Raw genomic sequence first — 26,176 nt, 5'->3', positions numbered from 1 at the left:
TTGTTTAGAAAAAATTTAGTGTGATATTTAGGAAGCTAGCACTCAAAATATAGAGTTTAATATACTGTAGTAGACGGTAGCATCATAGATGGGCAAAGTTTCGCATATTCACTCTCGAAATCAAATGTAGTTATATATAAGACGTATTCTGAAGATGAAAAGTCAAATTTTTTGAAATATAGATGACCATAATTTAAAAACTTAAAGCTATAGGGTGGAATTCTTTTCTCTTGGCTTAACTCTGTAATGATAAAATTATCAAAAATTTCTTTGAAAACATTATCATCGTCTATCTTCTCGTCTAGGACTATTAAATAGTAAGAATCAGTAGGGTATTCCCATTCGAAATCGCTAATAACCTTTTTTATATCCGACTTAATTTCATCAGATAGCTCAAAATAAGAATAAAAACTTTTACGTACATCCTCATCTACTTCTCTAAGATTAAATTTAATCAAGTGATACTGATTTGCATTTGAAGTTACGTTTCCATGATTAAAATATGCTGATGAGACTCCATTAATGCCAAGTAGTGTAATCCAATTTATCAAACTTTTTAATGACATTTTTTACCTCCTGTTTAAATTTAGTATTGTCAAACAACAACTAAATAGAATATACAGCGGATGTCTTGAAAATCTTTGCCCCAGAAAATTTTTTAAGCTTTCGTTTACTACTGGAGCTTACGTTTTTTTTCTGGCATCCTAAACTTTCTAAAATGAACTTCAGCATATGCCCCACCGCTATTTTTGCGCGTCTAGTATTCAAATCAAAGTTTTTATTACTAGCAAATTCTTTCTCGAGTTTCTCTATCACCAAACTCAGAGCAGGTAGTTCTCTTTCAGCAGCGATAAGAAAGCGGGTTATCGAGTAACCAGATGTTAAAAATTGGAAAACTCTCTCCGCTTCCTGACCTTCAGCATCATTCTTCCAGTCTTCCCAAGTATTAGGGACTGAGTTAGTTGATTTAATAAAAGCTGTAAAATTAATAAGACCACCCTCTTTTTAATTTTTGAATATCTCCCTTGAGAACAATACTAGTCTTAACCCCTATAATAACAGGTTTCATCAGAAGTATATATTAATTGATTATTCCTTATACAGATTTACCCCCCTCTCTCTCGAATAGATCCTATCACATTTTATCTGAGTTGTCAAGCATTTTACCGCGAAAAGACAAAATATTTATAGATATAGCTATGGTTATATTCGCTATTTCATTGCAGAAGCGCAGGAGTTACTTGAAAATAAGGATCTTCAAGCGGAAGCGAGAGTCTATGCTGAGCAGGAGCTGGCTTGGCTTTATAAGCGGATTATTAAGTGATTGGAATAGGGCTCTTTACCTTTTTATTCTTGCAGATTTACGGTATAATAATAGTTAAGAGCATAAAGAACTTGTTATTTGAACTTCAACTATTAACTGTTAACTAAAAAAAGGAGGTGTTTGCTAGTGCCTAAAATACCCTATGGAGTTAGTAATTTTGAGAAACTAAGAAAAAAAGACTATTTATATGTTGATAAAACAAAGTATATAGAAATATTGGAAAGCTATGGGGAACCCTATATCTTCTTTTTACGGCCCAGAAGATTCGGTAAAACTCTATTTTTATCTACTTTGGAGCACTACTACGATCTAAATAAAGAGGCCGATTTTGAAGAACTATTTGGTGAATTATATATCGGCAAGAATAAAACTGAACTGGCTAATAGCTATTATATTTTGAAGTTTGACTTTTCGGGACTGGATACCAAAGATAAAGAGTTATTGCGTCAAGATTATTTGCGAAGCACACTGGAAGTGTTCAAGAATTTTGCTGACAAATATAATTTGGATTTAGACTATACTAAGAGTGGCAGTCCAGCGGCTATATTTAATTCTTTTTTGACAGCAGTTCAGTCTAAAATAGAGGGCAAAATATACGTGTTGATAGATGAATATGATCACTTTGCTAATGAGCTATTGAGCTTTCAGGTAGATACCTTTGAGGAGACAATTAGCAAGACTGGCTTTGTGCGTAAGTGGTATGAGGTCTTAAAACAGGGCACGGCCAGTGGGGTAGTGGATAGAATCTTTGCTACCGGAGTCAGTCCTATTACCTTAGATAGTCTAACTAGCGGTTTTAACATAGCTAAAAATAAGAGTCGGGATCGGAACTTAAATCAAATGATTGGCTTTACAGAAGAAGAGGTCAAATTTTTATTGAATAAAGTATTAGGAGTCCAAAATGGAGCTAATGAAGAGCTGTTTTTGAGGTTAAAGAGATATTATAATGGTTACTTATTTCATGAAAAAGCAGAGCAAAGGGTTTTTAATAGCGATATGATTTTGTACTATTTAAGTGAGTATCAAATAGCTGATAGTGAGCCGGATGATTTAATTGATACTAATATTTCCAGTGATTATTCTAAGCTGAGTGCCCTATTCTCTTTAAAAAATAAGGAAAGAAACTATCAAATACTAGAAAGTATTTTGGAAGGAGAACTACAAGAAGCAGTAATTACTAGAGAGTTTAGTCTAGCTAAGGAGTTTATTGCGGAAGATTTTTTATCTCTACTCTTTTATTTAGGCTTTTTAACTATAGACAGTTCAGTCTTGAACTTATTAAGGTTAAAAGTGCCTAATTATGTGATTAAAGAGCTATACTTTGATTTTTTTGCTAAGCTGCTCAGAGATGAGACTGATTATGAAATTGAAAGTATCGAGATTAAGAAGAGTATTATTAGCATTGCTTTGGAAGGGCAAATAGATAAATTTATTGAGTTGATAGAGAGAACCTTAAGTAAACTATCTAGCAGGGACTATATTAACTTTGATGAAAAGTACATAAAGTTGATTATGCTTAGCTATCTTTTTTTAAGTCGGGTCTATTATGTAAAGAGCGAGTATGAGGTGGAGGATGGTTATATTGATATTGCTTTGTTGGAGCGAAGTGGAGTTAAGCCTGAGTATGAAGCTATAATTGAGTTGAAGTACCTTAAGAAGAGTGAGTATCAGCACCGAGGCAAGGCAGCTGTAGCGAGTAAATTAGCGGCAGGTAAAGAGCAGATATTGAAGTATCAGCAGGCTGAGGAGTTGAGGGAAAAGGAGAACTTAGAGAAGTGGGTGTTAGTTTTTGTAGGCGAAGAATGTGTGGAAGTGCAGAGGATAAAGGATAGATGATAAAGGTTGGGCGAAGCTAGTGAGGAGGTTAAGTTATGTTTGCAGAGATTGATAAAAAGAAAAAAATCATTGCAGAGAAAAGACCATTACCTAAAAATACATTAAAGAGCATCAGAGAAAAATTATTTTTAGACTGGACATATAACTCAAATGCAATTGAGGGTAATACACTAACTCTATCAGAAACAAAAGTTGTTTTAGAAGATGGGATAACAATTGGAGGAAAAACATTAAAGGAGCATCTTGAGGTTGTAAATCACAAAGAAGCAATTATATATATGGAAGATATTATCAAAGAGAATCAAAGCCTATCTGAAAGACAAATAAAGAATATTCATTATTTAATATTGAAGGGAATAGATGATCAGAATGCAGGCAGGTATAGAAAGGAGAAGGTAGTTATAAGTGGGGCAGAACATACTCCACCCGACCCGATTATAGTTCCAGGGCGGATGGAGGAGTTAATTAATTGGTACCATGAAACTGGGCAAAAACTACATACAGTTGAGAGAGCTGCTAAATTACATACTGATTTTGTTAGGATACACCCTTTTATTGATGGGAATGGCAGAACGGCCAGGCTTTTATTAAATTTTGAGCTTATCAAAGATGGGTATCCAGTTGCTATTATTAAGAATGAAGATAGGGTTAAATATTATCAAAGCTTGGATAGGGCTCATGTAACAGAAAATTATGATGATTTTATTGAATTGGTAGCTAAGGCGCTGAATAGAAGTTTGGATTTATATTTAAAGTTGATAGATTAATCTATAGGGTTTGGGATTAACTCTGCTTAAATCTCAGACTCAATTTATTATTAAAAACTCTGAACAAGCAGCTCTTTCTATGTAGTTTTTTGCATTTTAAACAGGAGAAGTCAGGAGCTATCCAGCATTGTTTAGATATATGGGAGTAAAAAGGAGATGATAAAGCTGAAACAGATCAGAATAATGTTAGGCTTTGTAATGGTTATGTTTTTTATGATTTTTAATAGAGCAGTTAAACCTATAGTGGATAATCAAATGGCGATGCTACAGCTAGAAGATAGCCAAAGTGCTTATGTTTTTTTTCGGCTGTATAATGAACTGCAAACTTATATTCCCATTATTTTAATCGGAGCAGTGATTATTTTATTATTTCCAGAGCTGAAAAATGGTTTTACTAAGTTATATAATAAAATTAAGTCCAATCAAGATACTTATGATATTAATTAAAGGAGTTGAAAAAATGAAATTTAAGTCTAAGTCAATTGTTTTGTTGCTGTCAATTATGCTTTTTACAGTGCTTGTGGGTTGTGCTAAACCTCCTAAAGAACCGATCATTGAAGATATTGAACCACACGAAACTGCTTACTTAGTACCAATGGTTGGTGATAGTGTAGAGGTTCAAGATAAATTGGATTCTGAAAGTTACTTAGAGGAAAATAAGGTGGCTACTAGAGAAGTAGAAATACCACAAAGATGGGTTGAGACAGGTTATGGCTGGCAGTGGTGGAGAGGCTATTATAGACCTACTGCAAGGTTAATTTTGGTCGATAGAGCGCCTGTTACTAGAGAGTGGCGAGAAGAACCTGGCGAAGGTACTTCAAATAGAAATGAAGCTATTATTGCCGATTCTAAAGAATCTATCAGCTTTAGAGCTAGATTTAACGCAAATGCTCAAATCGATGAAGCTGATGCCACCACATTTTTATATAGGTATAATAATAAACCCTTGTCAGAGATAATGGATGAAGAAATTAGAGCTTTTGTAGAAACTACCTTTACAGAGATAGTATCTTCTATGACAATGGGTGAGATTTTGGCTGATAGAAGTGGAATCAATGAAGAATTAAGAGATAGGGTAGTTCCTTATTTTGCAGAAAGAGGAGTTACAATTACCACTTTAGGTTGGCGAGGAGAGGTAACTTATTTAGATCAGTCGATTCAAGAGGCAATTAATGAAGAGTTTAGTGCTGAACGTCATTATGAGGCTCAAAAAATAAGAAATCAACAAAGAATAGAAGAAGCTGAGGCCGAGGCCGAAGCAACTGAGCTCTTAATGCGGAATATAGATGAACAGTTACAACTGAGACAGTTAGAAGTTATGGAAGACTTTATTGAAAAATGGGATGGCGAACTACCGAAGGTCTCTTCCGGCGGGAATGATTTCATTTTCGATATAAGTGATTATGGTATTGAATAGAGGTTAATAATTTTGAAGGCAGTAATTAGGCAACTAATTATTGCCTTTTTTTACTTTTTTGATATACTATTAAGCAAGAAAGGGGTTGTTTAATATGGATCGACGAAACTTTATCAAGCTAAGTTTAGGTACAGTTGCCAGTGGAATGCTGCTTTCCTGTCAGGATACTTCGGCTTTGGACGATTTAGAAGCTGGGGAAATGCCTACCCGCAGCTTAGGTAGGACTGGCCATGAGGTTAGTTTATTTAGTTTGGGGGGAGAGGCTACTATAGAACAGGAGCATAGGCAAGAGGAGGCAGTGGAGATTATTAATCGGGCCCTAGATTTGGGAGTAAACTATATTGATACTGCGCCTAGTTATGGTAATGGAGGCAGCGAGAGCAATATAGGTCAGGTGATGAGAGAGCGTCGTGAGGAGGTATTTTTGGCTACTAAGACTCACGATCGTTCTTATGCAGGGACTATGGAGCTTTTTGAGCAGAGTTTGGAGCGTTTGCAGACTGATTATTTAGATCTTTATCAATTACATAATATTCGGGTGGATCGTGACTTGGATAGGGCCCTATCCAGTAACGGAGCAATTGAAGCTATGGAAGAGTTAAAGAGTCAGGGATTGATTAAGAATATCGGCATTACTGGCCATCGAGACCCTCAAGTTTTATTGAGAGGGATTGAGGAGTACGATTTTGACTGTATTCTGATGGCTTTAAATGCTGGCGATATCCATTATCGTCCTTTTCAAGAACAGCTTTTAGAGAAAGCTGTAGCTAGAGAAATGGGAATCATTGCGATGAAGGTAGTAGCCGCCGGCCGTATTATTCGCTCCGAAGGAATTACTTCTATGGAGCAAGCTTTAGGTTATAGCTTATCCTTTCCAGTAAGCACTGCTATAGTCGGTATTTCTAATCTAAGAGAATTAGAAGAAAATGTGCAGATTGCTAAAGAATTTAGTAAGTATCCTGAGCAGCAATTAGCCGAGATAGAAGAGTTAACGGCTAGTTATGAGCGAGAGGCTAACTTTTTTAAGTATTATTGGTAGTGGAATAGAGATTTACTTTCTAGGAAGCAAAATGTTAGAGAACTAAACTGCATGTAGATCTGTTGTTAGTCTTTCAATGATTTGTTCAGGACTGTCAATTTCTCCCTCAAAATAAAGTTCAATTAATCTATTATATTCGTCTTGTTTTTCTTCTTGTTTTAAATCTAGTACTTCAAGATTTATTTGAATAAGCTGTTCTATAAATGTTGTATAAGCATTTAGTTGAAACAGTTCACTTTCAAGGTCGTTAAATACTTTTTGTTTGGAAGCCATACTTAGTATGAGCATATTTAGATGTTCTGAGATAGTAGTTTTATTCATTTTCTAAATCACTTCCCTTATGTTGCTTCTTGCCATATTTTTTGATGATTTCTTTATCAAGTTGATTGCTTCTAGTTATCATATCTTTGTGTTTTTTGGTTTTTTGTTTTATATTTTGCAATTCCAATTTTAGTTTATTAGTTTTTTCTTTTCCCATTGTTATATTTTCTGTTCCCTCCTGTATTTTAGAATTTAAGTTATTAGCAATATACAGTAGAAACTTTTTTAAAGGCATGTTTAATCCCTCGGCAATTTTATTAAGTGTACTTAGGGTAGGGCTTCTTTTTCCCAACTCTAAGTGACTAATAAAAGACTGAGATAAGTTGGCATTTTGAGCAAGCTCACTTTGAGATATTTTTTTATGCTTTCTGATCATACTGATCTTTGTACCAATTTGATTTTTCATTCAATTTTTATACCACCTTTTCCCATTTACTTTAATTATAACCTATAGTGATAAAAAGTCAAGGGATATTAGCTTTTTTTGTCGTTAATTTGCTTTTTGCACTAGTATGCATTACTATAGTAATATAGAAGTTGTATATAGCTAGTAATATGAGCTATAAAAAACTTAGTGAGAGGTAAAGGTGATAAATGGATATTGCTAAAAGAATAAGAATTATAAGAGAAGCCAAAGGAATTACTCAGGAGGAACTTGCTAATCGGGCCCAAGTAAGTCAGGCATTTATTAGTTCTGTTGAGAATAAGACTAAGAATGTTTCTTTGAAAGTATTAGAAAAGATCTGTAAAAAAGGATTAGAAATTTCCTTAGCTAGCTTTTTTAATAAAAATATAGAAGAACTAGATAAAAATATAGAAGAACTAGATAAAAATAAAGAAACAACAGGAATTGATGAGATAGTTGAAAGTTTGAGAAATCAGTTACAATTATTAGTAAATAAAAAAGAAAAAGTTGATGAAGAAATTATTATCAAAAGCAAGGAGTTAGATAAAGCATTAGAAAATTACTACAACACACATTATAAAACTTAAGTACCTTCTTTAGCTAGTTGGAATTTAATTAATGTATTGCTTTATAGTACAGAGGATAGAGTATAGAGGATAGATAGAAAAAGGACATAAGAGATAAGTATTAGGTGAAAGCTTTTGATTTTTATGATTTTGAACTTAATCTATCCTCTGTCATCTATCTTCTATCATCTGTATTATTAATGTCTTATACTATCTTTCATTATTTTGATCTGTGTTTTCATTTTCGAGAAAATCTTCCCTTTCTTCTACATCTGGTATTTCATTAATTGCATCTTCAGGGATATCCTCGGGATCTTCTTCTGGAATATCTTCGGGAACATCCTCGGGAATATCTTCAGGCTCTCCTTCCGGAACTTCCTCTGGAGTATCTTCGGGGACATCTTCTGGCTCTTCCGCGGGAGTTTCTTCAGGCTCTTCATCTGGAACCTCTTCTGGCTCTTCCGCAGGAACTTCTTCAGGAGCCTCTTCGGGCTCATCTTCAGGGGTCTCTTCAGGAACATCTTCTGGTTCTTCTTCAGGAGCATCTTCAGTTTCTTCTGCTGGATCTTCTTCGGGAACTACTCCCGGAGCTTCTTCAGGCACTTCCGCTGGCTCTTCCTCCTCTACTGGAGGGGTTGGAGTATCAGCATCAGGTGCTGGAGTTTCTTCGGCTACTTCTTCAGCGCTAATCTTCCACAGAACTCCACTCTCTGGAATAGCATTGGGGGATAGATCGGTAAACTCCATTACTCCGAAATCTAAAATATATAGTTCTTTTCCTTCAGCGCAGAAAGTTACATCGATTACCCTTTTAAAACCTTCTTCAAAACGACCAGCTCGAGGATTATCTGTATTTTTAGCAAACCAATCATAGTCTTCTTCCTCTAAATCTACTAACAGAACTCCGCTAGGGATAGTTTCTTCTATGTCTTCGGTTAGCGGGTCTGCATCACCGAAAATAGCCACTAAAAGTCCTTCTAGTGGAAACTCTTCTGGTGCAAATTCCAGCTTCATCGGTGAGTAGTGGGGAGGTAAGTCTAAAGCTGGCTCTGCTACTTCCGGTGGATTGGAAATTAACGGCTTGCGGTTAATTCCTCGCTCGGAAGCAAACTGTTCATCGCTTAAGGGTACAGTTCCGGCGTAATCGGGCCAGCCGTACCAAGCTCCTTCTTCAACCTCCACAATCCAGTCAGGAGAGTTGGAAACCGCTCTAGCACCTCGATCATCATAACCAAGATTGCTGGCGTAGAGGGAGTTTTCGGGCCCTATAGCTAATCCATAAGGATTGCGTAAACCATCTGCATACATTGATAACTCTTCTGTTTCCAGATCATAACGAAGTATTGTTCCATTAGCAGGTACTTCTGCTTCTATCTTTTCACCTTCTTCTCTTTGTTGGCCGAAGGGAGCAAAAGCACCTGTCGGTTCAACATCGGCAGGATCTACTGTTCCCAGATCCAGAGCTTCATAGTTTTCTCCGGTTAGTGTGAAGTCTCGGGAAGGAATATCGTGCACATCGGGATAACGGTCGGCCCAACCATAAAGAAAGTTATCAGAACCAACCACTCCTGCGTTAGTAACTGTTCCTTGCCCGAAGTAAAGAGCTCCATCTTCAGCAAAAAGAAGCTCATTATTGTGATGATCTCCTTCGGAAGGCAGACCTGTGATTAGATCTTGACGTTCTCCATTATCTAAATTCACTTCTGTTATCTTACCGCGGTGAGAAACGTAAAGGTGATCATTTTTTATAGCTAATCCATTAACTGGGCCTCTGAAGTTTCCATACCTTTCTTTAAGCTGGCCCTGCTTATCTATTACAATTACTCGTCCTTCCGTAGTTTTAGGGCCGTAAGCATAGCCAGATTCAGCTACATAGCGATTCCCATCCTCATCCAGAATTACCGTAGTGGGATATGTAAATCCTTTAGCTACTACTTCAGCTTCAAAACCATCAGGCAAAGATAGATCAGAAGGGTCGGTAGTAAAGGCCGTTCTCAACATTAAAGGAGTTAATCCCGCAGCTAAAGCTAAGATAATTAAGGCGGTACCCATTGCTCTTCGCGAGTGGCTTAATCTCCAGCGGTTATAAATTAAGGCTACGATCAGTCCGTGTAAAATAAGAGCCACTAATGGTGTCCAGTGGTCTAAAGGACTGGTGATTGCTGGGTCTAGACCTAATAGTAAGGGAATAGCAATTAAAACTCCTCCGACCCACAGCGCTACTCCCAAAGCTACTCCTGATAAAAGCGAGGTGGATAGAGTTAGTTCTCGACTACCGATAATCAGGGCGTAGATTACCCCACCTAAAACTCCCAGAATTAACATAGAGGCTAGCCCATTTATTAAATCAACCCGAGTTAAGATTAATCCTAAACCCGGCAACAACCAGGAACCCCACAGCACAAAGGCAGCAGCTAGTCCACCTACTGCTCCAGTTAACATTCCCCAGAAAATATTTTCTTTTATATTTGACATAGTTTCCCTCCTCATTATTTGCTAAGTTTATTTTCTCAATAGAGATACAACTTTATTCGTAGTCTGACTTTTTTATAATTTTTAATGAACAGTTATGTATTTGAGTTAGTCGGAGTTGCTCATAAAATATGATTGATTTTATGTAAAATTTAATGTATAATATCATTAATGAAAACACAAATTATAAAACAAAAAAATCTTTGAGAAGATAAATGATAACAATTGGAGGTGAAAGAGATGACAATTTTACGTATAGATCGAGATCATATGGTTTCTTCTTCAGAGCTTGTACGCAATTTTAGTCAGATGTTAGATAAATCTAAGGAAGGCCCGTTATTTATTATGAGAAACAATGATGTTGAAGGAATAATGATGGATATAGAAGAATATGAAATGTTATTAGAAAAAATAGAGTATTTAGAAAATCAATTAGAAGACTCTTATATTGAGAATGCAGTTAAAGATAGGAAGGAAAATTTTAGTTTAGATGAGACAATAACAGAGGAGGAGATTATGGATATGTTAGATTGATTTATTGGGAGGATTAAGATATGGAAATGATTTTTCATCCGCAAGTAAAAGATGATATAAAAGAATTAGATGGAAGTGTAAAAAAGAGATTGAAAAAGGTATTAAAGAAAATAAAACGTGCTCCAGAATTAGGAAAGCCATTAGGTAGCAGAGGAGATATTGATTTATCAAGTTGTTTAAAAGTTTATTTTTATAGGAATAAATATAGAGTTGTATATGAAATATTAGCTAAAGAGCAGATTATAATTTGGTCTATTGGTAAACGAGAAGCTGAAGTTGTGTATATAAATGCTTATAAAAGAATATTAGAGGAGGAAGGGGAATAATAGTTCCCCTTTTTTTATTGTTAGCTAATGATTTGGAAATATTTTAATTTAATAAAGGTATTTGTAAAATATTAGTCAACTTATTTAAATAGAGTAGTTAAATAAGGGGGTTCTAATATGGGATTATTAAAAGTAGCAACTAAATCAAATCCAAATAAAGTAGCAGGTGCAATTGCTGGTGTCTTAAGAGAGCAGGGTTATGCTGAGATGCAGGCTATTGGGGCTGGAGCTGTAAACCAGACTGTAAAAGCCATTGCAATTGCTAGGGGATTTGTAGCTCCTAGTGGGCTTAATCTTATTTGTATACCAGCATTTATAGATGTTGAAATTGCTGGGGAAAAAAGGACGGCTATTAAATTTACTGTAAAACCTAAATGATCTAATATCAATCTGCTTATCAATAATTAAAAAAATTGCTGAGCAGATTAATGTTAGGTAGAGTTTTAACGGGGATATTTGATTAATAGTTGTTATTTGCTATAATGAAATAGATTGATAGTAGAATTGTAAGCAAGGTTAAAGAAAGGAGCTAACAAAATGGGATATGATTTAGTTGTAGTAGAGAGCCCAGCTAAAGCTAAGACAATTAGTAAGTATTTAGGGAAAGGTTATAAAGTACAGTCTAGTCTCGGCCATTTTAGAGACTTACCCAAGAGTGAATTAGCAGTGGATGTAGAAAATAATTTTACTCCTACCTATGTAATTACTAATCAAAAGGCTCTAGCTAATTTAAAAAAGTATAATCAAGAGGCTGATACTGTCTACCTAGCCAGTGATCCTGATAGAGAAGGAGAAGCTATTGGCTGGCATGTTAAGCAGGCTCTTGATTTAAGTGAAGATGATTATCAAAGGATTGTCTTTAATGAGATAACTAAAAGTGGGATTCAAAGAGGAATTAATAATCCCCGCCAAATAGATTTGAATCGAGTTAATTCGCAGCAGACAAGGCGGATTTTAGATAGATTGGTAGGTTATAAGCTATCGCCGTTATTATGGAAATTTATCAGGAGAGGTCTGTCGGCGGGTCGGGTGCAGAGTGTAGCCTTGAAGATGGTAGTGGATTTAGAGAGAAAGATTGAAGCTTTTAATCCGCAGGACTATTGGTTGATTAAGGGGGATTTTGCTAATGATTTAGAGGGTTTTAAATTAAATCAAGTGGCTAATAAAAAGGTGAAAAAATCTCGATTATATAAAGAGAAGCAGGTAAAGAAATTAAAAGAAGATTTAGCTAAAGGAGATCGCTTTGCAATAACTAGTTTAAGCAAAGAAGATAAAAAGAAGTATCCTTATCCGCCTTTTACAACCTCGACTTTGCAGCAGACAGCTTATAAGAGCTTGCGCTTTCCATCCAAAAAGACGATGTATTTGGCTCAGAAATTATATGAAGGAGTAGAGGTTAATGGTGAAACTGTAGGTTTAATTACTTATATGAGAACTGATAGTATTCGTGTTAGCAAGGAAGCTAAAGGACAAGCTCAAAAATTTATTAAAGATAATTTTGGTAGTGACTATACCTATAATTATTCTCGAAATGTTTCTAAAAATGCTCAAGATGGTCATGAAGCTATTAGACCTACTTCTATTTATAGAACTCCTAATCAAGTACGTAATAGTTTGAGTCAAGACCAGTATAAATTATATCGTTTAATCTGGAATAGTTTCTTAAATTCACAGTTAGCACCTATGGAATATCAGCAGTTAGAGATTTTAACTGAAAAAGATGATTATCAATTTAGAGGGTTGGTTAATAAGATTACTTTTGATGGATTTTTTGCTAATCTTAAGCCTGATAACTCTAATTATAAAAGTGAACTGCCTGATTTAAATGCCGGAGAAGTATTAGAACTGTCTAAGCTTGATGTTAAACAGAAAGAAACTAAACCACCCCAAAGATATTCAGAAAGCAAAATGGTTAAGAGCTTGGAAAAAAAGAATATTGGTCGACCCTCTACTTTTAGTAGTATTATTTCTACTTTAAAGAAAAGAAACTACATTAAAGTAAAGAAAGGTAAATTTCATCCCACGACTTTAGGGATTACTGTTAATGATTTTTTAGTCGAACATTTTCCTGATTTAATTAATATTGATTTTACAGCAGAGATGGAAGAGGGATTAGATGGGATTAGTAGGGGAGACTTGCAGTGGCAAGAATATCTGCAGGAGTTTTGGACTACCTTTGAAGCTGAGCTAAAGGAGTTAGCTAATAAGGATGTCGATAAAAAAGCTCATCAGATTAAGACTGATGTTGTTTGTTCTAAGTGTGATAGTGATATGCTATTAAAAGAGGGTAAGACTGGTAAGTTTTTAGGCTGTGGAAATTATCCTGATTGTAAAAATACCGTTAATATTCCCCGGGGGATTAGAATTGATAGTAGACAGATTAAGGATAATTATTTAGAGGTTAAAGAGCGAATTGAAAAGAAGCAAAAGGAACAGCAAAAGAAGAAATCTAATTTAGTTAAGACTGATTATTCTTGTTCTAATGGGAATCTGATGGTATTAAGAGATAGTAGACGGGGTAAGTTTTTAGGTTGTAGCAAGTTTCCTAAATGTGACTGTAAGGAAACAATCAGTATTCCCGATGGCTTTGAACTACCAGCCGGAAAAGAGATCAAAATAAAGGATAAGCTTGAGAAATTTAAAGAAGCTGGTGGAAAGTATGGTCACTGTCCAGAGTGTGAGAGTGGTATATTGAGAAAGCGAAAGGGTAGTCGCGGGCCCTTTCTTGGTTGTAGTAATTATCCCAAGTGTAAACATACTGCACAGTTTGAATAATTAAAAAACTTATTCTATTGTATATAATTAAAATCAGATTCAAATACTAGAGGATAGTTTCAATTTATTTTTAATTGATAATCTAAAGTATTGTCAGAGGGGTAATTATATGCAGAGAAAGAAACTTATCAATAAGCTAAATTTGTTTTATAGTTTAGAGCTTAATCAAGTAGACTTATATACGGCTCAGAGTCAAAAAGTTAAGGACAGTTATACTAGTCAGGCTTTTGAGAGAATTGCTTATATCGAGCAGCAGCATGTAGACAATATTGCTGAAAAAATTAAAGAACTTGGTGCTAGGCCGAGCAAATTAGGTGATGTAATTTCTCCAATAGTTGGAAAATTAGCCGGAAAAGTTCTTTCTTTATCTGGTTTGGAGAACATACTTAAGGTTAATATTTTGCTAGAACAAAAAGCAATGGAGGACTATCAAAAATTGATTGAATCGCTCAATAAGGATAATCAACAGCAGGAAGAGTTATTAAAAATTCTCAAATTTAATCATATCGATGAAGACTTACATACTGCTTGGTTTTTAAAGAGATTAGCCCAACTTAGAAGCAACTAAAAAAATAGAATTTACCAATCATAATGCTTATTTTTCTGTCATAGATATTAATCAGGTTTAGCTAATGTAATCTAGGAGGTAAAGATATGGACAGGAAAATAGGTTTTTTTTTAGTTAAGTTAATGATAATATTGTTGATAATCAGTCCTGGCTTAAGAGCTGAAGACTATCTGTTTCAAATGCGCGATGCTCAAGGTGATGATTACGGCCCGGGAACTTATGTATATCCTACTAGTGAGCAGTTTGCTCCTTTTGAAGGCTTATTTGATCTATTGGAGTTTAGAGTTAAAGAAGCGGGAAGTAATTATTTATTTAAAATAGAGTTTGCTAAGATAACTAATCCTTGGCAGGCTAAGTATGGTTTTAGCCATCAGCTAGTACAGATTTATATAGATAATGATAGTGGAGGTTCAACTCAGGTCTTTAAACCGGGAGCAAATGTGGAGTTTGATCCTGATGCTCCTTGGAATAAATTAGTGAAGATTAATGGCTGGCAAGTAGAGGTTTTTGATTATCAAGATGATCCTCAGGCTGAGTTTGAAGATAATACAGCTACTACAGCTCGGGTTTTAGATGATCAAAGAACTATTGAAGTTAAAGTGCCTCAAGAGCTGATTGGTGATTTAAAGTCGGCTCAATACTATGTTTTAGTAGGAGCTTTAGATGGTTTTAGCCATGATAATTTTCGGCCAGTAGTTGAAGAGGTGGAAGAATGGAAGTTCGGCGGCGGTACTGATACAGACTATAATCCCAATGTAATAGATATCTTAGTACCTGAAGGCAAAGAACAGCGGGAGATATTGGGAGCTTACAATGTTGAAAATGAAGAGTTGGCAACCTTATACCCGGTTGGAGATACTCATTTTAAAATAAGTAGAATTTTTGCACTATTGCTTATATTAGCTATTGTTTTAGGAGTTAAATATAGAAAAGAGCTATTGGAATTTAAAGATAAGTTTCTGAAAAACTGAAATTACTAATAATTACCTCCTATAAAATAGTTGCTGATGCAGATAATATAATTAAAGCCTAATATTTAACTATTTAAGGAGGGAAGACTAAATGCATCACTTAGATGGGGTGAACGTAAATCCAACGCCGATTGTTGCTGGTGAGAATGTGACTATTGAATACGATGGTCTGCTCACTGATTCAGGAGCTGAAGAGGTTTATTTACATGCTGGAGTAGGAGAAGGAGAAACTTGGGAGGACGTAAAGACAATTAGAATGAACCGTACTCCTCAAGGAACTTGGAAGACTACAGTTCGACTGAATACTACTGATAAATTTAACTTCTGCTTTAAGGATTCAGCAGAAAACTGGGATAATAATGAAGGTTATAATTGGAGCTACGATATTCATGAAACTGAACACTATAACTAACCACTTTTAAACAATAAACTATTAATCACTTTAACACTAAAATCAAGGAGGAAATTTAAATATAATGGAAATGATAGATGAAAGAATTACTGAAAATAGAGATGGAGTTGTAGTTGCACCTGCTATAGTTAATAGAGATGATAGAGCAATGGAAGATGTAACTATTGAATATGATGGAGAGTTAAAGAATCACGGTGCCGGAGAGATTTATTTACATGCTGGAGTAGGTAATGAGCATACTCCTTGGGAAGAAACTAAGACTATTAAGATGGAGCAGACTGCTTATGGTACTTGGAGAACTAAGGTGCGATTGAATAATGCAGAGAGCTTTAATTTCTGCTTTAAAGATTCAGCAGAGAACTGGGATAATAATAACGGTGAAAACTGGGAGTATAGAACTCTAAGTAGCCGCTATTTCTAACAAAATAAGCTTTTGATTTTAAACCTTTAATCATGGTTTTCTAATCCATGATTAAAGGTTTTTTCTATTTAAGCTGGAATGATGCAATATAACGATAATTTCATATTAATAAAGGAGGGTTCAAAGAATGCATTATAGCTATAGCCGAGAAGAATTAAGCGACTTAGAATCTAGTTTACAGAAAGAATGGCTACTCACTAACGGCTTAGGAGGTTTTGCAGCAGCTACTATTAATGGAGCCTTGACTAGAAGGTATCACGGGCTATTAATAGCAGCTTTAGAGCCGCCGGTGGAGCGTTATCTACTCTTAAGCAAGGTTGAAGCAGAAGTGAGCTGTCAGGGGAATGATTATCAGCTGAGCACTAATCAGTATCGAGATACAGTCCATCCTCAAGGTTATAAGTACTTACAACAGTTTGAGCTGGCTCCTTTACCTACCTATACCTATAATTTAGCTGGGAACTTACTGGAGAAAAAGATCTTCATGGTAGAAGGTGAAAATACTACGGTAATTAGATATCGTAACTTAAGTCAACAAAGAATGAAGCTACGCTTGCGACCGTTGCTTAACTGTAGGGACTATCATAGTATAAGCAAAGGAGAAAGTTGGTCTTTTAATTGGGAACGACTCGACAATGAGTTAGTATTTAGGGCTTATTCTGAAGCGCCAAAGCTTTATTTGCACTTAGGTAAAGCCGACTATACTGCTGAAGGTGACTGGCATTTGGACTTCAAGTATCCTGTAGAGGAAAGAAGAGGGCTTGATTATCTGGAGGATCACTTTAATCCGGGGGTGATTGAGCTTGAATTGGCTGCTGCGGAGAGTTATTACTTAGTAGCTAGTACAGCAAGGATAGGTAGCTTTGCTGGTGCTGAAGAGCTAAAAAAGGCTGTGCTTCGCAAAGAGTCTTTGGCAAGTGAAGTTGATAGCCAGAGTGATTTTGTGAACAGTTTAGCTGTAGCAGCCGATGACTTTATAGTTCACAGAGAGTCTACCGGAACTAAGACTGTAATTGCTGGCTACCCTTGGTTTACCGATTGGGGTCGAGATACGATGATTGCGCTGCCGGGCCTGTGTTTGGTTACTGGCAAGCAGGATACGGCCCGGGAGATTTTAAGTACCTTCGCTCATTATGTAGAAGCAGGACTACTGCCTAATAGATTTCCGGACTATCAACAGGAGCCGGTCTATAATACTGTAGATGCTCCGCTGTGGTTTTTTTATGCTGTTGATAAGTATTTGGAGTATACTGCTGATTATGATTCAGTAAAAGAGGGTATTTATTCAGTTTTAAAGCAGATAATCTATAGTTATCAAGAAGGTACTAAGTATAATATCTATTTAGATCAGGATTACTTAATTTCTGCTGGCTGTGCAGGGGTGCAGTTAACTTGGATGGATGCTAAGGTGGATGACTGGGTGGTTACTCCGCGACACGGTAAGGCAGTGGAGATCAATGCTTTGTGGTATAATGCTTTGCGGGTGACTGCTAAACTAGCTGCAAAGTACGGGGAGTTATCAGTTGAAAAGGAGATGTTGAGTTTAGCTGAGCAAACTGCGGAAAGTTTTAAACTTCGCTTTTGGAATGAAGAGCTAGGGGCCCTATATGACTTGATTGGCACTGGTGGTGAACCAGAAGCTAAACTGCGTCCTAATCAGATCTTTGCTGTTAGCTTACCTTATACTATGCTGGAGGATGAGCAGGCTCGACAGGTAGTTTCTGTAGTGAAGAGTAAGCTATATACTACCTATGGATTACGCAGTTTAGCAGCTACTGATTCGGAGTATATCGGTCAGTATAGTGGTGATCAGTATAGTCGAGATGCTGCTTATCATCAAGGAACTGCTTGGAGCTGGCTAATCGGTCACTTTATTACTGCTTACTTGAAGGTTAATGACTATAGTGCTGCTAGTCAAGAGACGGCTGCTAAGATGGTAGCTCCTTTTAGGGCCCACTTACACAGAGCAGGAATAAATAGTATCTCTGAAGTCTTTACTGGTGATTACCCTCATTCTCCTAGAGGCTGTTTTGCTCAAGCTTGGAGTGTAGCTGAGCTTTTGCGGGTTTTAGTTGAGGACTTAGGCTATTAATTAGTTTTTCAAAATAATAGAGGATCGACAGTTTGTCGATCCTTTATTAAAGCTATTACTTTTTACTCATCTCTAATAAGCTCTGGAGAGCTGATATGTTGAGCAAATTCTTCTTCTTTACCTACTGGGCTGGCCCCTTCTTGATCCTCTTGGCGATACTTATAACCACGCTTAAATACTTCATCTAAGGTCATCCACTCAGGATCTATCTTATCTGAAGGCTTGTCTCTAGGAGTAGTAAAGTAGTTAGAACGAGCTAGAAGAGTAAACCCTTCATTGTCCACTATACCTAACTCCACAGTATAAGTTCTATTAGCAGCAGGAAGCTGGATATACCAGTTATCTGCTGATAGCTCTATATCTACTGTAAAGTGGCTATGGGCTGACTCTACCGGATAGTTTCTATCTGTTATATCTAATACCTTGAGTATAGCTGAACCTGAAACTCCGAATGTAGTTTCTACTTCCCAATAAAGATAAGCCCAGTAAGGATCTCTAACTAAGGCTGTGATTCGATTTTGATAGAACTTAGTTTCAAGTTCATAGTCAGCTAGTTCTGGATATTCTGCAACTTCAAAAAACTCTATTGTCGGCTTGATAACTTCTATACTACTTACCTTTTCTTCTCTTAGATTAACACTCAATTCTTTAGCAACCTCCCAATCCATAATTAATTCTTTAGTCTTGATTAATTTATCCTTAATATTTGTATTACTTTCATTATCTAACATCTCTTCTTGTTTATTTTCTTGTTCATGCTTATCTTTCCAGAGAAACTGGTAGATGAGCAGCCCTAAAATAGTGAATAGTATAGCATACAGAACAAAACCCATAATTTTCACCTCTGCTAGGTTTTTACATCATTGAACTATATTTAATTATAGACGGGAGTTACGTTTTCAGAACTGTAAATTCGATAGTCTAACTCCGGGAAAATATTATCATAATGCTCAATCTTATCTAGTACACTTGGCTGTATTTGATCTTCCTGTACCTCTCTATAAAGGCTCTTAAATCTAGTTAGATGTGTTTTAACTCGCTTGACGGCGTATTCAACCATAGTTCCACTCTTCATAATAAAGGGCCAGTCGCTGCTTTGGGCCAAGAGCAGCTCTCTAGCTAGCTGATTAAGAGCCTGATACTTTAAACCGTCTGCTGCCGGGTTTTCATTAGCTAGTTCTACCATTTTCTCTGTTGCCCAATGGAGATGGCGGTAAATCCAGTCATTGCTGCCTTCTAACCAAAACTCTCCGTAACCTTTATATCCCCAACTGGAATAAGAAGGAGTAGTAACCTGATTAGTCTTGTATTCATTTAAATACTGACTAGGAGTAGTTAAAGCAAGGCTATCTTGGTCATAGGCTATCTTGCGGATTAAAAAGTCCAACCACTGTACTCCTTCGTACCACCAATGTCCAAATAGCTCAGCATCATAAGGAGCTACTACAATTGGTTTTCGATCCATATGCTCTGCTAGATACTCTATTTGAGCTTGACGATTAAAGATGAAGTCATCAGCATGGGCTGCAGCTTTGTGAGTAGCCCATTCAGGCTTATATACTTCTTTGTGATCGCTTTCGCCGGTGATTCGATAGTATTTGATTCCAGTGTGTTTACGGAGACCATTTTGATGGATATGAGGTTCAATATACTCATAGTCCAAATCATAACCTATATCTCGATAGAACTCTCGGTAATCATAGTCACCAGGATAACCCTCATTAGAACTCCAGACCTGTTTAGAAGACTCCAGATCTCGTCCAAAGGCTGCTACACCATTTTCAGTATAGATAGGAGCAAAAACTCCATACTTCGGTCTAGTATCCGCATGCAAGACTCCGTGAGCATCAGTGAAGAAATAATTAATTCCTTCTTCAGCTAAAAATCTATCTTGACCAGGTTGATAGCCACACTCAGGTAGCCACATTCCTGGGGGATCTTGGTGGAAGTGTTGACGATAGAGATCGGCAGCTAATCTTACTTGAGCCTTCGTAGACTCGGGATAAATATCGAAAAAAGGCAAAAAGGCATGAGTAGCGCTAGAAGTAATTATCTCTAAACAGCCTCGTTCTTGAAACTCTTTAAAGGCATTAAGTAAGTTGCGATCGTATTTTTCAGTAAATACATGTCTAGCTTCCTTAAAGAGATAGTTATATCGTTGAGCTACTTTATGAAAGTCTGGTTGATCTTGAGTTCGAGCTAGCTCTTTTTCCGATAATTCAATTAAATTATTTAGATGTCGCAAATATCTATCTTGCAATAAGGGGTCGGTTAACATTGTCATTAGCGGTGGAGAGATAGAAAGAGTTAATTTGAAGTCTATCCCTTCGGCTAATAAGTTATTAAAGGTATTAATTAAAGGAATATAGGTTTCAGTAATTGCTTCGTAAAGCCATTCTTCTTCTAATATATCATCTTGTTCAGGATGCCTTACGTAGGGTAAGTGAGCGTGCAGTACTAAAGATAGGTATCCTTTTTCCAAAATTATAACCTCCTAGTTATTTTTGAATTTTATTTCAAGAATCTTAGCTACTCTTATTAATATAATGATTTTGCTTTCCAGTTATACATCGCTGAGGCGAATAAAAAAAAGTTGCTCTGGAAATATTAATTTTTAAGCCACTAATTAAACTAATTTTGGAGGGAACTAGATGAAAATATTGATGCTGTCGTGGGAATATCCTCCAGTTAGCATCGGAGGATTAGCCAGCCATGTTAAAAATCTATCTACCAATTTAATTCAAGAAGAGGTTGAAGTTCACTTAATTACTCAAGGGGCTGAGACGGTACAGAAGTTCGCTAAAGAAGAAGGAGTTAATGTTTATCGTATTGAAAAGCCAGAGATTTCTACTCCAGACTTTTTAACCTGGGTAATGCTAGTGAACTTTAGTTTCTTAGAAGTAGCTAATGATCTAGTAAAGAATATTGATTTTGACCTAATTCACATTCACGATTGGTTAGCCGGTTTTGCCGGTAAGTGTCTTAAAAGAAGCTATCAACTGCCTTTATTAACTACTATTCACGCTACAGAATCGGGACGTAACCACGGTATCTATAACTCTGGGCAACAGTATATTAATGATGTAGAGTGGTTAATTAACTATGAAGCTTGGAAGGTGATCTGCTGTAGTCATTATATGGAGGATGAGCTACACCACCTATTTCAGACTCCCAGAGATAAAATCAGGGTAATCAAGAATGGAGTAGATTTAGATACTTTCGATGTTGAAGTACCAGCCGGGTTCAAAGAAAAGTATACTAGTGGCAAGCTAATTTTCTTTATTGGCAGAATAGTGCGCGAAAAAGGAATCCATGTTTTATTAGAATCAGCAGGAGAGGTATTAGCTGCTGTTCCTGATGCTCAATTAGTAATAGCTGGGCAGGGCCCTATGTTAGCTGAACTTAAAGAGCAAGCTCACGGAATGGGAATTGCTCATAATGTAACCTTTACCGGTTATATCTCCGATCAGGAGAGAGAGTATCTTTATCAAGTAGCCGATGTAGCAGTCTTTCCTAGTCTTTATGAGCCTTTTGGAATTGTTGCTCTAGAAGCCATGGCCAGCAAAACCCCGGTAGTAGTTTCAGGAGTCGGCGGTTTTGAAGAGATAGTTGATGACGGTCGGGATGGTTTAAAGGCTCTGCCTGGTAATGCTAACTCTTTGGCAGAAAAGATTATTAAGATATTAACCGATGATCAATATGCAGAAGGCTTGCGAAGAAGAGGTTATCGTAAAGCAGTAGAGGAGTACAGTTGGGCCGGCATAGCTCGTCAAACTAAAGAGGTTTATGAAGAGGTGCTAGCAGAATATCAGCAATCAGCCTGGCGTGATTTACAGGTGTTATCTAATTAAGCTTTAGTAATCAGTGTTAGCATTGTTTTTGGAGCTAGCACTGATTATGTTTTATTACTTAGCTGGTAAAACAATATTGTTTTATTCAAATGATAAAGGATAGAGGATAGGTAAAGTTCAAAAGATTAAAACCTTTTTGACACAGCACCCCGTAGCGACGCCATTATTTTGGCTAGTCATTACTCTGGGAAGTGCCCTTGGGGTGACTAAGTTCTGACAAAAATCTGACAAGACCTTGAAGACTTTAAAATTTATCGAAAACATTAACGAACATAAATTAACACTAATGGAAACTATTAAATAATTTTTTTAGATTTATGTTTTAATATATAGTCAGAACTTAGTCAGATTTTAGTCTGTGTCAAATAGATCTTGAACTTTATTTCTTGATCTTAATTTATCCTTTATCCTCTATCGTCTGTCCTCTGAACTAAATGATAGCCCGAAATTGTCTCATTGATAACACCAAATTTGGATATAAATAATACAAAGGGGGAATTAATTAAATGAAAGCAGTGATTATGGCCGGTGGAAAAGGAACTAGACTTAGACCGTTGACCTGTGACTGTCCTAAGCCAATGGTGCCGATTATGAATAAGCCGGTGATGGAACATATTATTAATCTTTTGAAACGGCATGGAATTACTGAAATAGCTGTAACTACCTTTTATTTACCCGAAGTGATAGAGGATTACTTTGGGGATGGTTCAGAATTTGGAGTTAATCTGCATTATTATGTAGAGGAGAGTCCTTTAGGAACCGCAGGTAGTGTTAAAAATGCTGAAGAATTTTTGGATGAGCCTTTTATTGTAATTAGTGGAGATGCAATGACCGATATTGACCTAACGGCTGCTTATGAATACCATCAAGAACAGGGTTCAGCAGCTACTTTAGTACTTACTCAGGAAGATATCCCCTTAGAGTACGGAGTGGTAATGACTAATGAGCAGGGGGAGATTACTCAGTTTTTAGAAAAGCCTAACTGGGGTGAGGTCTTTAGCGATACTGTTAATACTGGTATTTATATTTTAGACCCTTACGTATTTAATTACTATGATTCAGGAGTTAAGTTTGACTTTAGCCAAGACCTCTTTCCGCAGATGCTAGCTAATGATGAACCGATGTACGGTTATGTGAGTGATGCTTACTGGTGTGATGTAGGCAATTTGCAGCAGTATCGACAGACTCATTATGATATTATAGCTCAGCGAGTGGAAGTAGAGATTCCCGGTCAGCAGATTGAAGAACAGGTCTGGGTAGGTGAAGGAACTGAGATTGAAGAGGGAGTGGAGCTGTCGGGCCCGCTTTATATTGGTCAAAACTGTACTATTAAGAGTGGCAGTAGATTAGCCGAGTCTATAATTGGTGATAATAATCTGATTAAGGGCGATACTTCTATTAAGCGTAGTATTCTCTGGAATAACATCTTTCTTGATTATAAATCGGAGCTACGAGGAACTGTAATCTGCAATGGAGTTAATATTAAGGATCATACCTCTATCTTTGAAGGCAGTGCTATTGGCCAAGGAACTAAAGTAGGTAGTAAGGTTAAGGTTAAGCCGCGAGTAAAGGTCTGGCCCTATAAGGAGCTAGACGATACTACTATTTTAAATAAAAGCTTAGTTTGGGAGACTCACTGGTCGAGAACCCTCTTTGGCAATCAGGGAGTAGTAGGAATCAGTAATATTGAGGTGACTCCTGAGTTTGCGGCTAAGTTAGCTACTGCTTATGGAGCTACTTTAGATGCGGAGACGGTGATTGCAGTTAGTGCTGATAGTTATGCTATGTCTAAGATGATCAAGCAGGCTTTGCAGGCTGGTTTGCTTTCTGCTGGAATTGAGGTTATGGATATAGGTGAACTATTTAGTCCAGTAGCTAGATACGGAGTTGGAAACTTAGAAGTTGCTGGAGGATTGCACGTTAGAGCTTGTCAAATAGAACCCCAAAATACAGTAATTGAGTTTCTCGATCAGTCAGGTATTAATATCTCTCGTCAGCAGGAAAAAGGAATTGAAAAGATTTTCTTTAGAGAGGACTTCCAGCGAGCCGATGTCGATGCTATTAGTAGTGTGGAGTCGGGCCCGCAGATTTTAGATGCTTATTTAGAGGAGCTATTTACTACGGTAGATGTGGAAAGTATAAGTCAAGCTAACTATAGGCTGGTAGCTGATTATGAAGAGGCTACTTTAGCTGAAATTTTTTCTCGTTTAGCTAGTGAATTAAACTGTGAGTTGTTGGAAATCGACTATCAGAATCAAGGTGCTAGACCTTTAAGTTTGCAACAGAGATTAGCCAGAGAAGATCAGTTGTTGGATCTTTCTAGCCAGGAAGATGTAGATTTAGGAGTTGTGCTAGGTCATAATTTAGAAGAACTTACCTTAATTACTGATCAGGGTGAGATAGTTGCTCAAGAGATAAACCAAATTTTAAGAGCAATTATTAATTTAGAAAGAGGGGCTCAGCAGTTATTTTTGCCTGTTACAGCACCCCGAGTTATCGAAAATATAGCTCAAGAATACGGGGCAGATATAGAGTGGACTAAGGTAGAGCAAAAGTCTCAATTAAAAAATATTTTAACTGCTGAAGAAGCTGAAGCGGTTACGGATGATTTACCTGTGGTAGGTGATGCTCTAGTTTTCTTAGTTAAGCTGTTGGAGTTTTTAGCCCAAGAGGAGCTTAAGCTTTCTCAATTATTAGCCTCTATTCCTGAATTTTATAGAGTTGAGGAGGAGGTTGAGTGTGCTTGGGAGGTCAAAGGAAAGGTAATGAGAAATTTAATTGAACAGACTCCCGAGGAAAAGATAGAGTTAATAGATGGGATTAAGGTTAATCAGGAGGAGAGTTGGGCTTTGGTTTTGCCTGATTCAGAAAGACCGGTCTTTAGTGTTTATGCTGAGGCTGATAGTTTTGAAGCAGCCAGTGATTTAAGTGCAGAGTATGCCGAATTAATTAGAGATTTACAGACTTGATTAGAAACTTACAGTTAGCATAGCTTAGTCTTTAGAGCTTTCTCCATTGGTGAGAGAGCTCTAACTATTTTGTTTTCAATAAGAAGCAGGACTTTAGACTTCAGTTGAGAAATAATCTAAATACGATATAATGAGGAGAAGTAGGATGATAATTAAACTTAAGATTGGGGAGTGGAGACAATTATTAAAGCTATTCTAGTTACTATCTTAGTTAGTTTTATCAGTCTGGGAGAACGTAAGTTACTCACTACTAAGTATCGTTATCTGCTCAGGCCTATTTGGATAGCTCCTTTAGGGGGATTTTTATTGGGGAATCCTGCTTTAGGATTAAACATAGGACTGTTGGTGGAGTTAATATGGGGGAGTAGACATTTTTATTTAGATTTTGGTTTAAAATATATTAATTTAGCTACTATTTTAGCAGTGGTTTTAATATTATTTACTGATAATATTAGTTTTGTAGTCGGTTTAACTCTGGCTTTATTGCTTACTTATATTTTGCAAGTGTTGATAGAAGAAGCAGGTGAAGTTATTGGAAGCTGGTTTTTAGAGATAGGTCTTGCTGCTTTTTTCTTGACTCTCTTTCTTTTTACTCCGGTACTTCAAGCTGTATTAGGGCGAATACCGGCGCAATTTTTAGAAAGTTTGACTATTGCTCGGGGATTATTACCGGCTTTGGGTTTGGCTGTTATTTTAGCCCAACTCCTTTTATTTAAGCGGAGTTTGAGGGCGCAGCAGTTAGCTTACTGTTTGGCCTTGGTGGTTGCTTTATTATCTTCTTTAGTTGATCCTTGGTTGAGTCTGCCTATTTTCTTTGTATTTTGGGCCGGCAGCTATCGCTTAATCCAGTTAGAGTTATTTTCTCAGTCTCAATTAAGATTTTTAGTCGTGGTTATGGTGGTCTTTAGTGCTCCTTTTTTAGTAGACTTAGCCGGACCGTTAATAACTTCTCAGTTGCGGCTTGTACTTTGGGCTCAGGCCTTACTTTCTGTGCCGGCTTTATTGTTATTGAAGTTTAAGGTTACTCAGTTTGAACTGTACTTTCTATTTTTAGTAGGGGGTATTATTTTTTCTAAATGGGGATTATTAATATAACAGGTGGTGATGTT

Annotated in this window: 24 protein-coding genes; 18 read left to right on the top strand and 6 right to left on the bottom strand. The window is 36.6% G+C overall.

Features of this window, described 5'->3' with window-relative positions; translation table 11 throughout:
• Window positions 1–56: 56 nt before the first annotated feature.
• On the bottom strand, window positions 57–566 hold the full coding sequence (locus tag MWH30_RS07355; RefSeq protein WP_248663418.1) for a hypothetical protein: 510 nt from the start codon (window positions 564–566) through the stop codon (window positions 57–59).
• 884 nt (window positions 567–1,450) lie between these two features.
• Here MWH30_RS07355 and MWH30_RS07350 point away from each other — a divergent pair.
• The 5 genes from MWH30_RS07350 (at window position 1,451) to MWH30_RS07330 (ending at window position 6,383) form a co-directional block, all read left to right on the top strand.
• Window positions 1,451–3,160, top strand: coding sequence for an AAA family ATPase (locus MWH30_RS07350; protein WP_248663417.1), 1,710 nt, complete (start codon window positions 1,451–1,453; stop codon window positions 3,158–3,160).
• 35 nt (window positions 3,161–3,195) lie between these two features.
• Complete coding sequence (locus tag MWH30_RS07345) at window positions 3,196–3,927, top strand: Fic family protein (protein ID WP_248663416.1); 732 nt, start codon at window positions 3,196–3,198, stop codon at window positions 3,925–3,927.
• Window positions 3,928–4,083: 156 nt separating this feature from the next.
• Window positions 4,084–4,374 (top strand): hypothetical protein, encoded by a 291-nt coding sequence (locus tag MWH30_RS07340; RefSeq protein ID WP_248663415.1) that lies wholly within the window; start codon window positions 4,084–4,086, stop codon window positions 4,372–4,374.
• A 13-nt stretch (window positions 4,375–4,387) separates the two neighbouring features.
• Window positions 4,388–5,344 (top strand): SPFH domain-containing protein, encoded by a 957-nt coding sequence (locus MWH30_RS07335; RefSeq protein WP_248663414.1) that lies wholly within the window; start codon window positions 4,388–4,390, stop codon window positions 5,342–5,344.
• A 94-nt stretch (window positions 5,345–5,438) separates the two neighbouring features.
• A complete protein-coding gene (locus tag MWH30_RS07330) occupies window positions 5,439–6,383 on the top strand; it encodes an aldo/keto reductase (protein ID WP_248663413.1) in 945 nt (314 codons plus the stop codon).
• Window positions 6,384–6,425: 42 nt separating this feature from the next.
• Here MWH30_RS07330 and MWH30_RS07325 read toward each other — a convergent pair whose 3' ends face one another.
• Complete coding sequence (locus MWH30_RS07325; protein ID WP_248663412.1) at window positions 6,426–6,704, bottom strand: hypothetical protein; 279 nt, start codon at window positions 6,702–6,704, stop codon at window positions 6,426–6,428.
• Window positions 6,697–7,110: a helix-turn-helix domain-containing protein gene (locus tag MWH30_RS07320; RefSeq protein ID WP_248663411.1), complete on the bottom strand. Its 414-nt coding sequence runs from the start codon at window positions 7,108–7,110 to the stop codon at window positions 6,697–6,699. The genes MWH30_RS07325 and MWH30_RS07320 overlap by 8 nt, the downstream gene beginning before the upstream one ends.
• Before the next feature lie 188 nt (window positions 7,111–7,298).
• On the opposite strand from MWH30_RS07320, the gene MWH30_RS07315 reads away from it, so the two are divergent.
• On the top strand, window positions 7,299–7,697 hold the full coding sequence (locus MWH30_RS07315; protein WP_248663410.1) for a helix-turn-helix domain-containing protein: 399 nt from the start codon (window positions 7,299–7,301) through the stop codon (window positions 7,695–7,697).
• 189 nt (window positions 7,698–7,886) lie between these two features.
• Here MWH30_RS07315 and MWH30_RS07310 read toward each other — a convergent pair whose 3' ends face one another.
• Entirely contained in the window at window positions 7,887–10,151 is a 2,265-nt protein-coding gene (locus MWH30_RS07310) for a PQQ-dependent sugar dehydrogenase (RefSeq protein ID WP_248663409.1), read from the bottom strand.
• A gap of 237 nt (window positions 10,152–10,388) precedes the next feature.
• Between MWH30_RS07310 and MWH30_RS07305 the strand changes: the two genes are divergently transcribed.
• The 9 genes from MWH30_RS07305 to MWH30_RS07265 all read left to right on the top strand — a co-directional run bounded on the left by MWH30_RS07305 (window position 10,389) and on the right by MWH30_RS07265 (window position 18,247).
• Entirely contained in the window at window positions 10,389–10,682 is a 294-nt protein-coding gene (locus MWH30_RS07305) for a type II toxin-antitoxin system Phd/YefM family antitoxin (RefSeq protein WP_248663408.1), read from the top strand.
• Between the two features lie 20 nt (window positions 10,683–10,702).
• On the top strand, window positions 10,703–11,008 hold the full coding sequence (locus MWH30_RS07300) for a type II toxin-antitoxin system RelE/ParE family toxin (RefSeq protein WP_248663407.1): 306 nt from the start codon (window positions 10,703–10,705) through the stop codon (window positions 11,006–11,008).
• 117 nt (window positions 11,009–11,125) lie between these two features.
• Entirely contained in the window at window positions 11,126–11,386 is a 261-nt protein-coding gene (locus MWH30_RS07295; protein WP_248663406.1) for a stage V sporulation protein S, read from the top strand.
• A gap of 159 nt (window positions 11,387–11,545) precedes the next feature.
• A complete protein-coding gene (gene topA, locus MWH30_RS07290; protein ID WP_248663405.1) occupies window positions 11,546–13,783 on the top strand; it encodes a type I DNA topoisomerase in 2,238 nt (745 codons plus the stop codon).
• Window positions 13,784–13,892: 109 nt separating this feature from the next.
• Window positions 13,893–14,351: a demethoxyubiquinone hydroxylase family protein gene (locus MWH30_RS07285; RefSeq protein ID WP_248663404.1), complete on the top strand. Its 459-nt coding sequence runs from the start codon at window positions 13,893–13,895 to the stop codon at window positions 14,349–14,351.
• Between the two features lie 86 nt (window positions 14,352–14,437).
• Complete coding sequence (locus tag MWH30_RS07280; RefSeq protein ID WP_248663403.1) at window positions 14,438–15,322, top strand: glucodextranase DOMON-like domain-containing protein; 885 nt, start codon at window positions 14,438–14,440, stop codon at window positions 15,320–15,322.
• A gap of 91 nt (window positions 15,323–15,413) precedes the next feature.
• Window positions 15,414–15,734, top strand: a complete 321-nt coding sequence (locus MWH30_RS07275) for a carbohydrate-binding protein (protein WP_248663402.1) — start codon at window positions 15,414–15,416, stop codon at window positions 15,732–15,734.
• A 64-nt stretch (window positions 15,735–15,798) separates the two neighbouring features.
• A complete protein-coding gene (locus MWH30_RS07270) occupies window positions 15,799–16,155 on the top strand; it encodes a carbohydrate-binding protein (protein WP_248663401.1) in 357 nt (118 codons plus the stop codon).
• A 127-nt stretch (window positions 16,156–16,282) separates the two neighbouring features.
• Entirely contained in the window at window positions 16,283–18,247 is a 1,965-nt protein-coding gene (locus MWH30_RS07265; RefSeq protein WP_248663400.1) for an amylo-alpha-1,6-glucosidase, read from the top strand.
• A 62-nt stretch (window positions 18,248–18,309) separates the two neighbouring features.
• Here MWH30_RS07265 and MWH30_RS07260 read toward each other — a convergent pair whose 3' ends face one another.
• Window positions 18,310–19,080: a DUF4912 domain-containing protein gene (locus MWH30_RS07260; RefSeq protein ID WP_248663399.1), complete on the bottom strand. Its 771-nt coding sequence runs from the start codon at window positions 19,078–19,080 to the stop codon at window positions 18,310–18,312.
• A 41-nt stretch (window positions 19,081–19,121) separates the two neighbouring features.
• Window positions 19,122–20,729, bottom strand: coding sequence for a glycoside hydrolase family 57 protein (locus tag MWH30_RS07255; protein WP_248663398.1), 1,608 nt, complete (start codon window positions 20,727–20,729; stop codon window positions 19,122–19,124).
• Between the two features lie 169 nt (window positions 20,730–20,898).
• Between MWH30_RS07255 and MWH30_RS07250 the strand changes: the two genes are divergently transcribed.
• The 3 genes from MWH30_RS07250 (at window position 20,899) to MWH30_RS07240 (ending at window position 26,162) form a co-directional block, all read left to right on the top strand.
• A complete protein-coding gene (locus MWH30_RS07250; protein ID WP_248663397.1) occupies window positions 20,899–22,098 on the top strand; it encodes a glycosyltransferase family 4 protein in 1,200 nt (399 codons plus the stop codon).
• A 506-nt stretch (window positions 22,099–22,604) separates the two neighbouring features.
• On the top strand, window positions 22,605–25,067 hold the full coding sequence (locus tag MWH30_RS07245; RefSeq protein WP_248663396.1) for a sugar phosphate nucleotidyltransferase: 2,463 nt from the start codon (window positions 22,605–22,607) through the stop codon (window positions 25,065–25,067).
• Between the two features lie 171 nt (window positions 25,068–25,238).
• On the top strand, window positions 25,239–26,162 hold the full coding sequence (locus MWH30_RS07240; RefSeq protein WP_248663395.1) for a PTS sugar transporter subunit IIC: 924 nt from the start codon (window positions 25,239–25,241) through the stop codon (window positions 26,160–26,162).
• The last annotated feature ends 14 nt before the right edge of the window (window positions 26,163–26,176 follow it).

The sequence above is a fragment of the Fuchsiella alkaliacetigena genome (assembly GCF_023227765.1).
GTDB lineage: Bacteria > Bacillota > Halanaerobiia > Halobacteroidales > Acetohalobiaceae > Fuchsiella > Fuchsiella alkaliacetigena.
The sequence above is the reverse complement of the archived record's forward strand: the minus strand, read 5'-3'. Positions and strand labels throughout refer to the sequence as shown.

Excerpts from the sequence above, each read along its gene's own strand:
- MWH30_RS07355 (WP_248663418.1), bottom strand. The coding sequence starts at position 566 with ATGTCATTAAAAAGTTTGATAAATTGGATTACACTACTTGGCATTAAT.
- MWH30_RS07345 (WP_248663416.1), top strand. The coding sequence starts at position 3,196 with ATGTTTGCAGAGATTGATAAAAAGAAAAAAATCATTGCAGAGAAAAGA.
- MWH30_RS07340 (WP_248663415.1), top strand. The coding sequence starts at position 4,084 with ATGATAAAGCTGAAACAGATCAGAATAATGTTAGGCTTTGTAATGGTT.
- MWH30_RS07335 (WP_248663414.1), top strand. The coding sequence starts at position 4,388 with ATGAAATTTAAGTCTAAGTCAATTGTTTTGTTGCTGTCAATTATGCTT.
- MWH30_RS07330 (WP_248663413.1), top strand. The coding sequence starts at position 5,439 with ATGGATCGACGAAACTTTATCAAGCTAAGTTTAGGTACAGTTGCCAGT.
- MWH30_RS07325 (WP_248663412.1), bottom strand. The coding sequence starts at position 6,704 with ATGAATAAAACTACTATCTCAGAACATCTAAATATGCTCATACTAAGT.
- MWH30_RS07320 (WP_248663411.1), bottom strand. The coding sequence starts at position 7,110 with ATGAAAAATCAAATTGGTACAAAGATCAGTATGATCAGAAAGCATAAA.
- MWH30_RS07315 (WP_248663410.1), top strand. The coding sequence starts at position 7,299 with ATGGATATTGCTAAAAGAATAAGAATTATAAGAGAAGCCAAAGGAATT.
- MWH30_RS07310 (WP_248663409.1), bottom strand. The coding sequence starts at position 10,151 with ATGTCAAATATAAAAGAAAATATTTTCTGGGGAATGTTAACTGGAGCA.
- MWH30_RS07305 (WP_248663408.1), top strand. The coding sequence starts at position 10,389 with ATGACAATTTTACGTATAGATCGAGATCATATGGTTTCTTCTTCAGAG.
- MWH30_RS07300 (WP_248663407.1), top strand. The coding sequence starts at position 10,703 with ATGGAAATGATTTTTCATCCGCAAGTAAAAGATGATATAAAAGAATTA.
- MWH30_RS07295 (WP_248663406.1), top strand. The coding sequence starts at position 11,126 with ATGGGATTATTAAAAGTAGCAACTAAATCAAATCCAAATAAAGTAGCA.
- topA (WP_248663405.1), top strand. The coding sequence starts at position 11,546 with ATGGGATATGATTTAGTTGTAGTAGAGAGCCCAGCTAAAGCTAAGACA.
- MWH30_RS07285 (WP_248663404.1), top strand. The coding sequence starts at position 13,893 with ATGCAGAGAAAGAAACTTATCAATAAGCTAAATTTGTTTTATAGTTTA.
- MWH30_RS07280 (WP_248663403.1), top strand. The coding sequence starts at position 14,438 with ATGGACAGGAAAATAGGTTTTTTTTTAGTTAAGTTAATGATAATATTG.
- MWH30_RS07275 (WP_248663402.1), top strand. The coding sequence starts at position 15,414 with ATGCATCACTTAGATGGGGTGAACGTAAATCCAACGCCGATTGTTGCT.
- MWH30_RS07270 (WP_248663401.1), top strand. The coding sequence starts at position 15,799 with ATGGAAATGATAGATGAAAGAATTACTGAAAATAGAGATGGAGTTGTA.
- MWH30_RS07265 (WP_248663400.1), top strand. The coding sequence starts at position 16,283 with ATGCATTATAGCTATAGCCGAGAAGAATTAAGCGACTTAGAATCTAGT.
- MWH30_RS07260 (WP_248663399.1), bottom strand. The coding sequence starts at position 19,080 with ATGGGTTTTGTTCTGTATGCTATACTATTCACTATTTTAGGGCTGCTC.
- MWH30_RS07250 (WP_248663397.1), top strand. The coding sequence starts at position 20,899 with ATGAAAATATTGATGCTGTCGTGGGAATATCCTCCAGTTAGCATCGGA.
- MWH30_RS07245 (WP_248663396.1), top strand. The coding sequence starts at position 22,605 with ATGAAAGCAGTGATTATGGCCGGTGGAAAAGGAACTAGACTTAGACCG.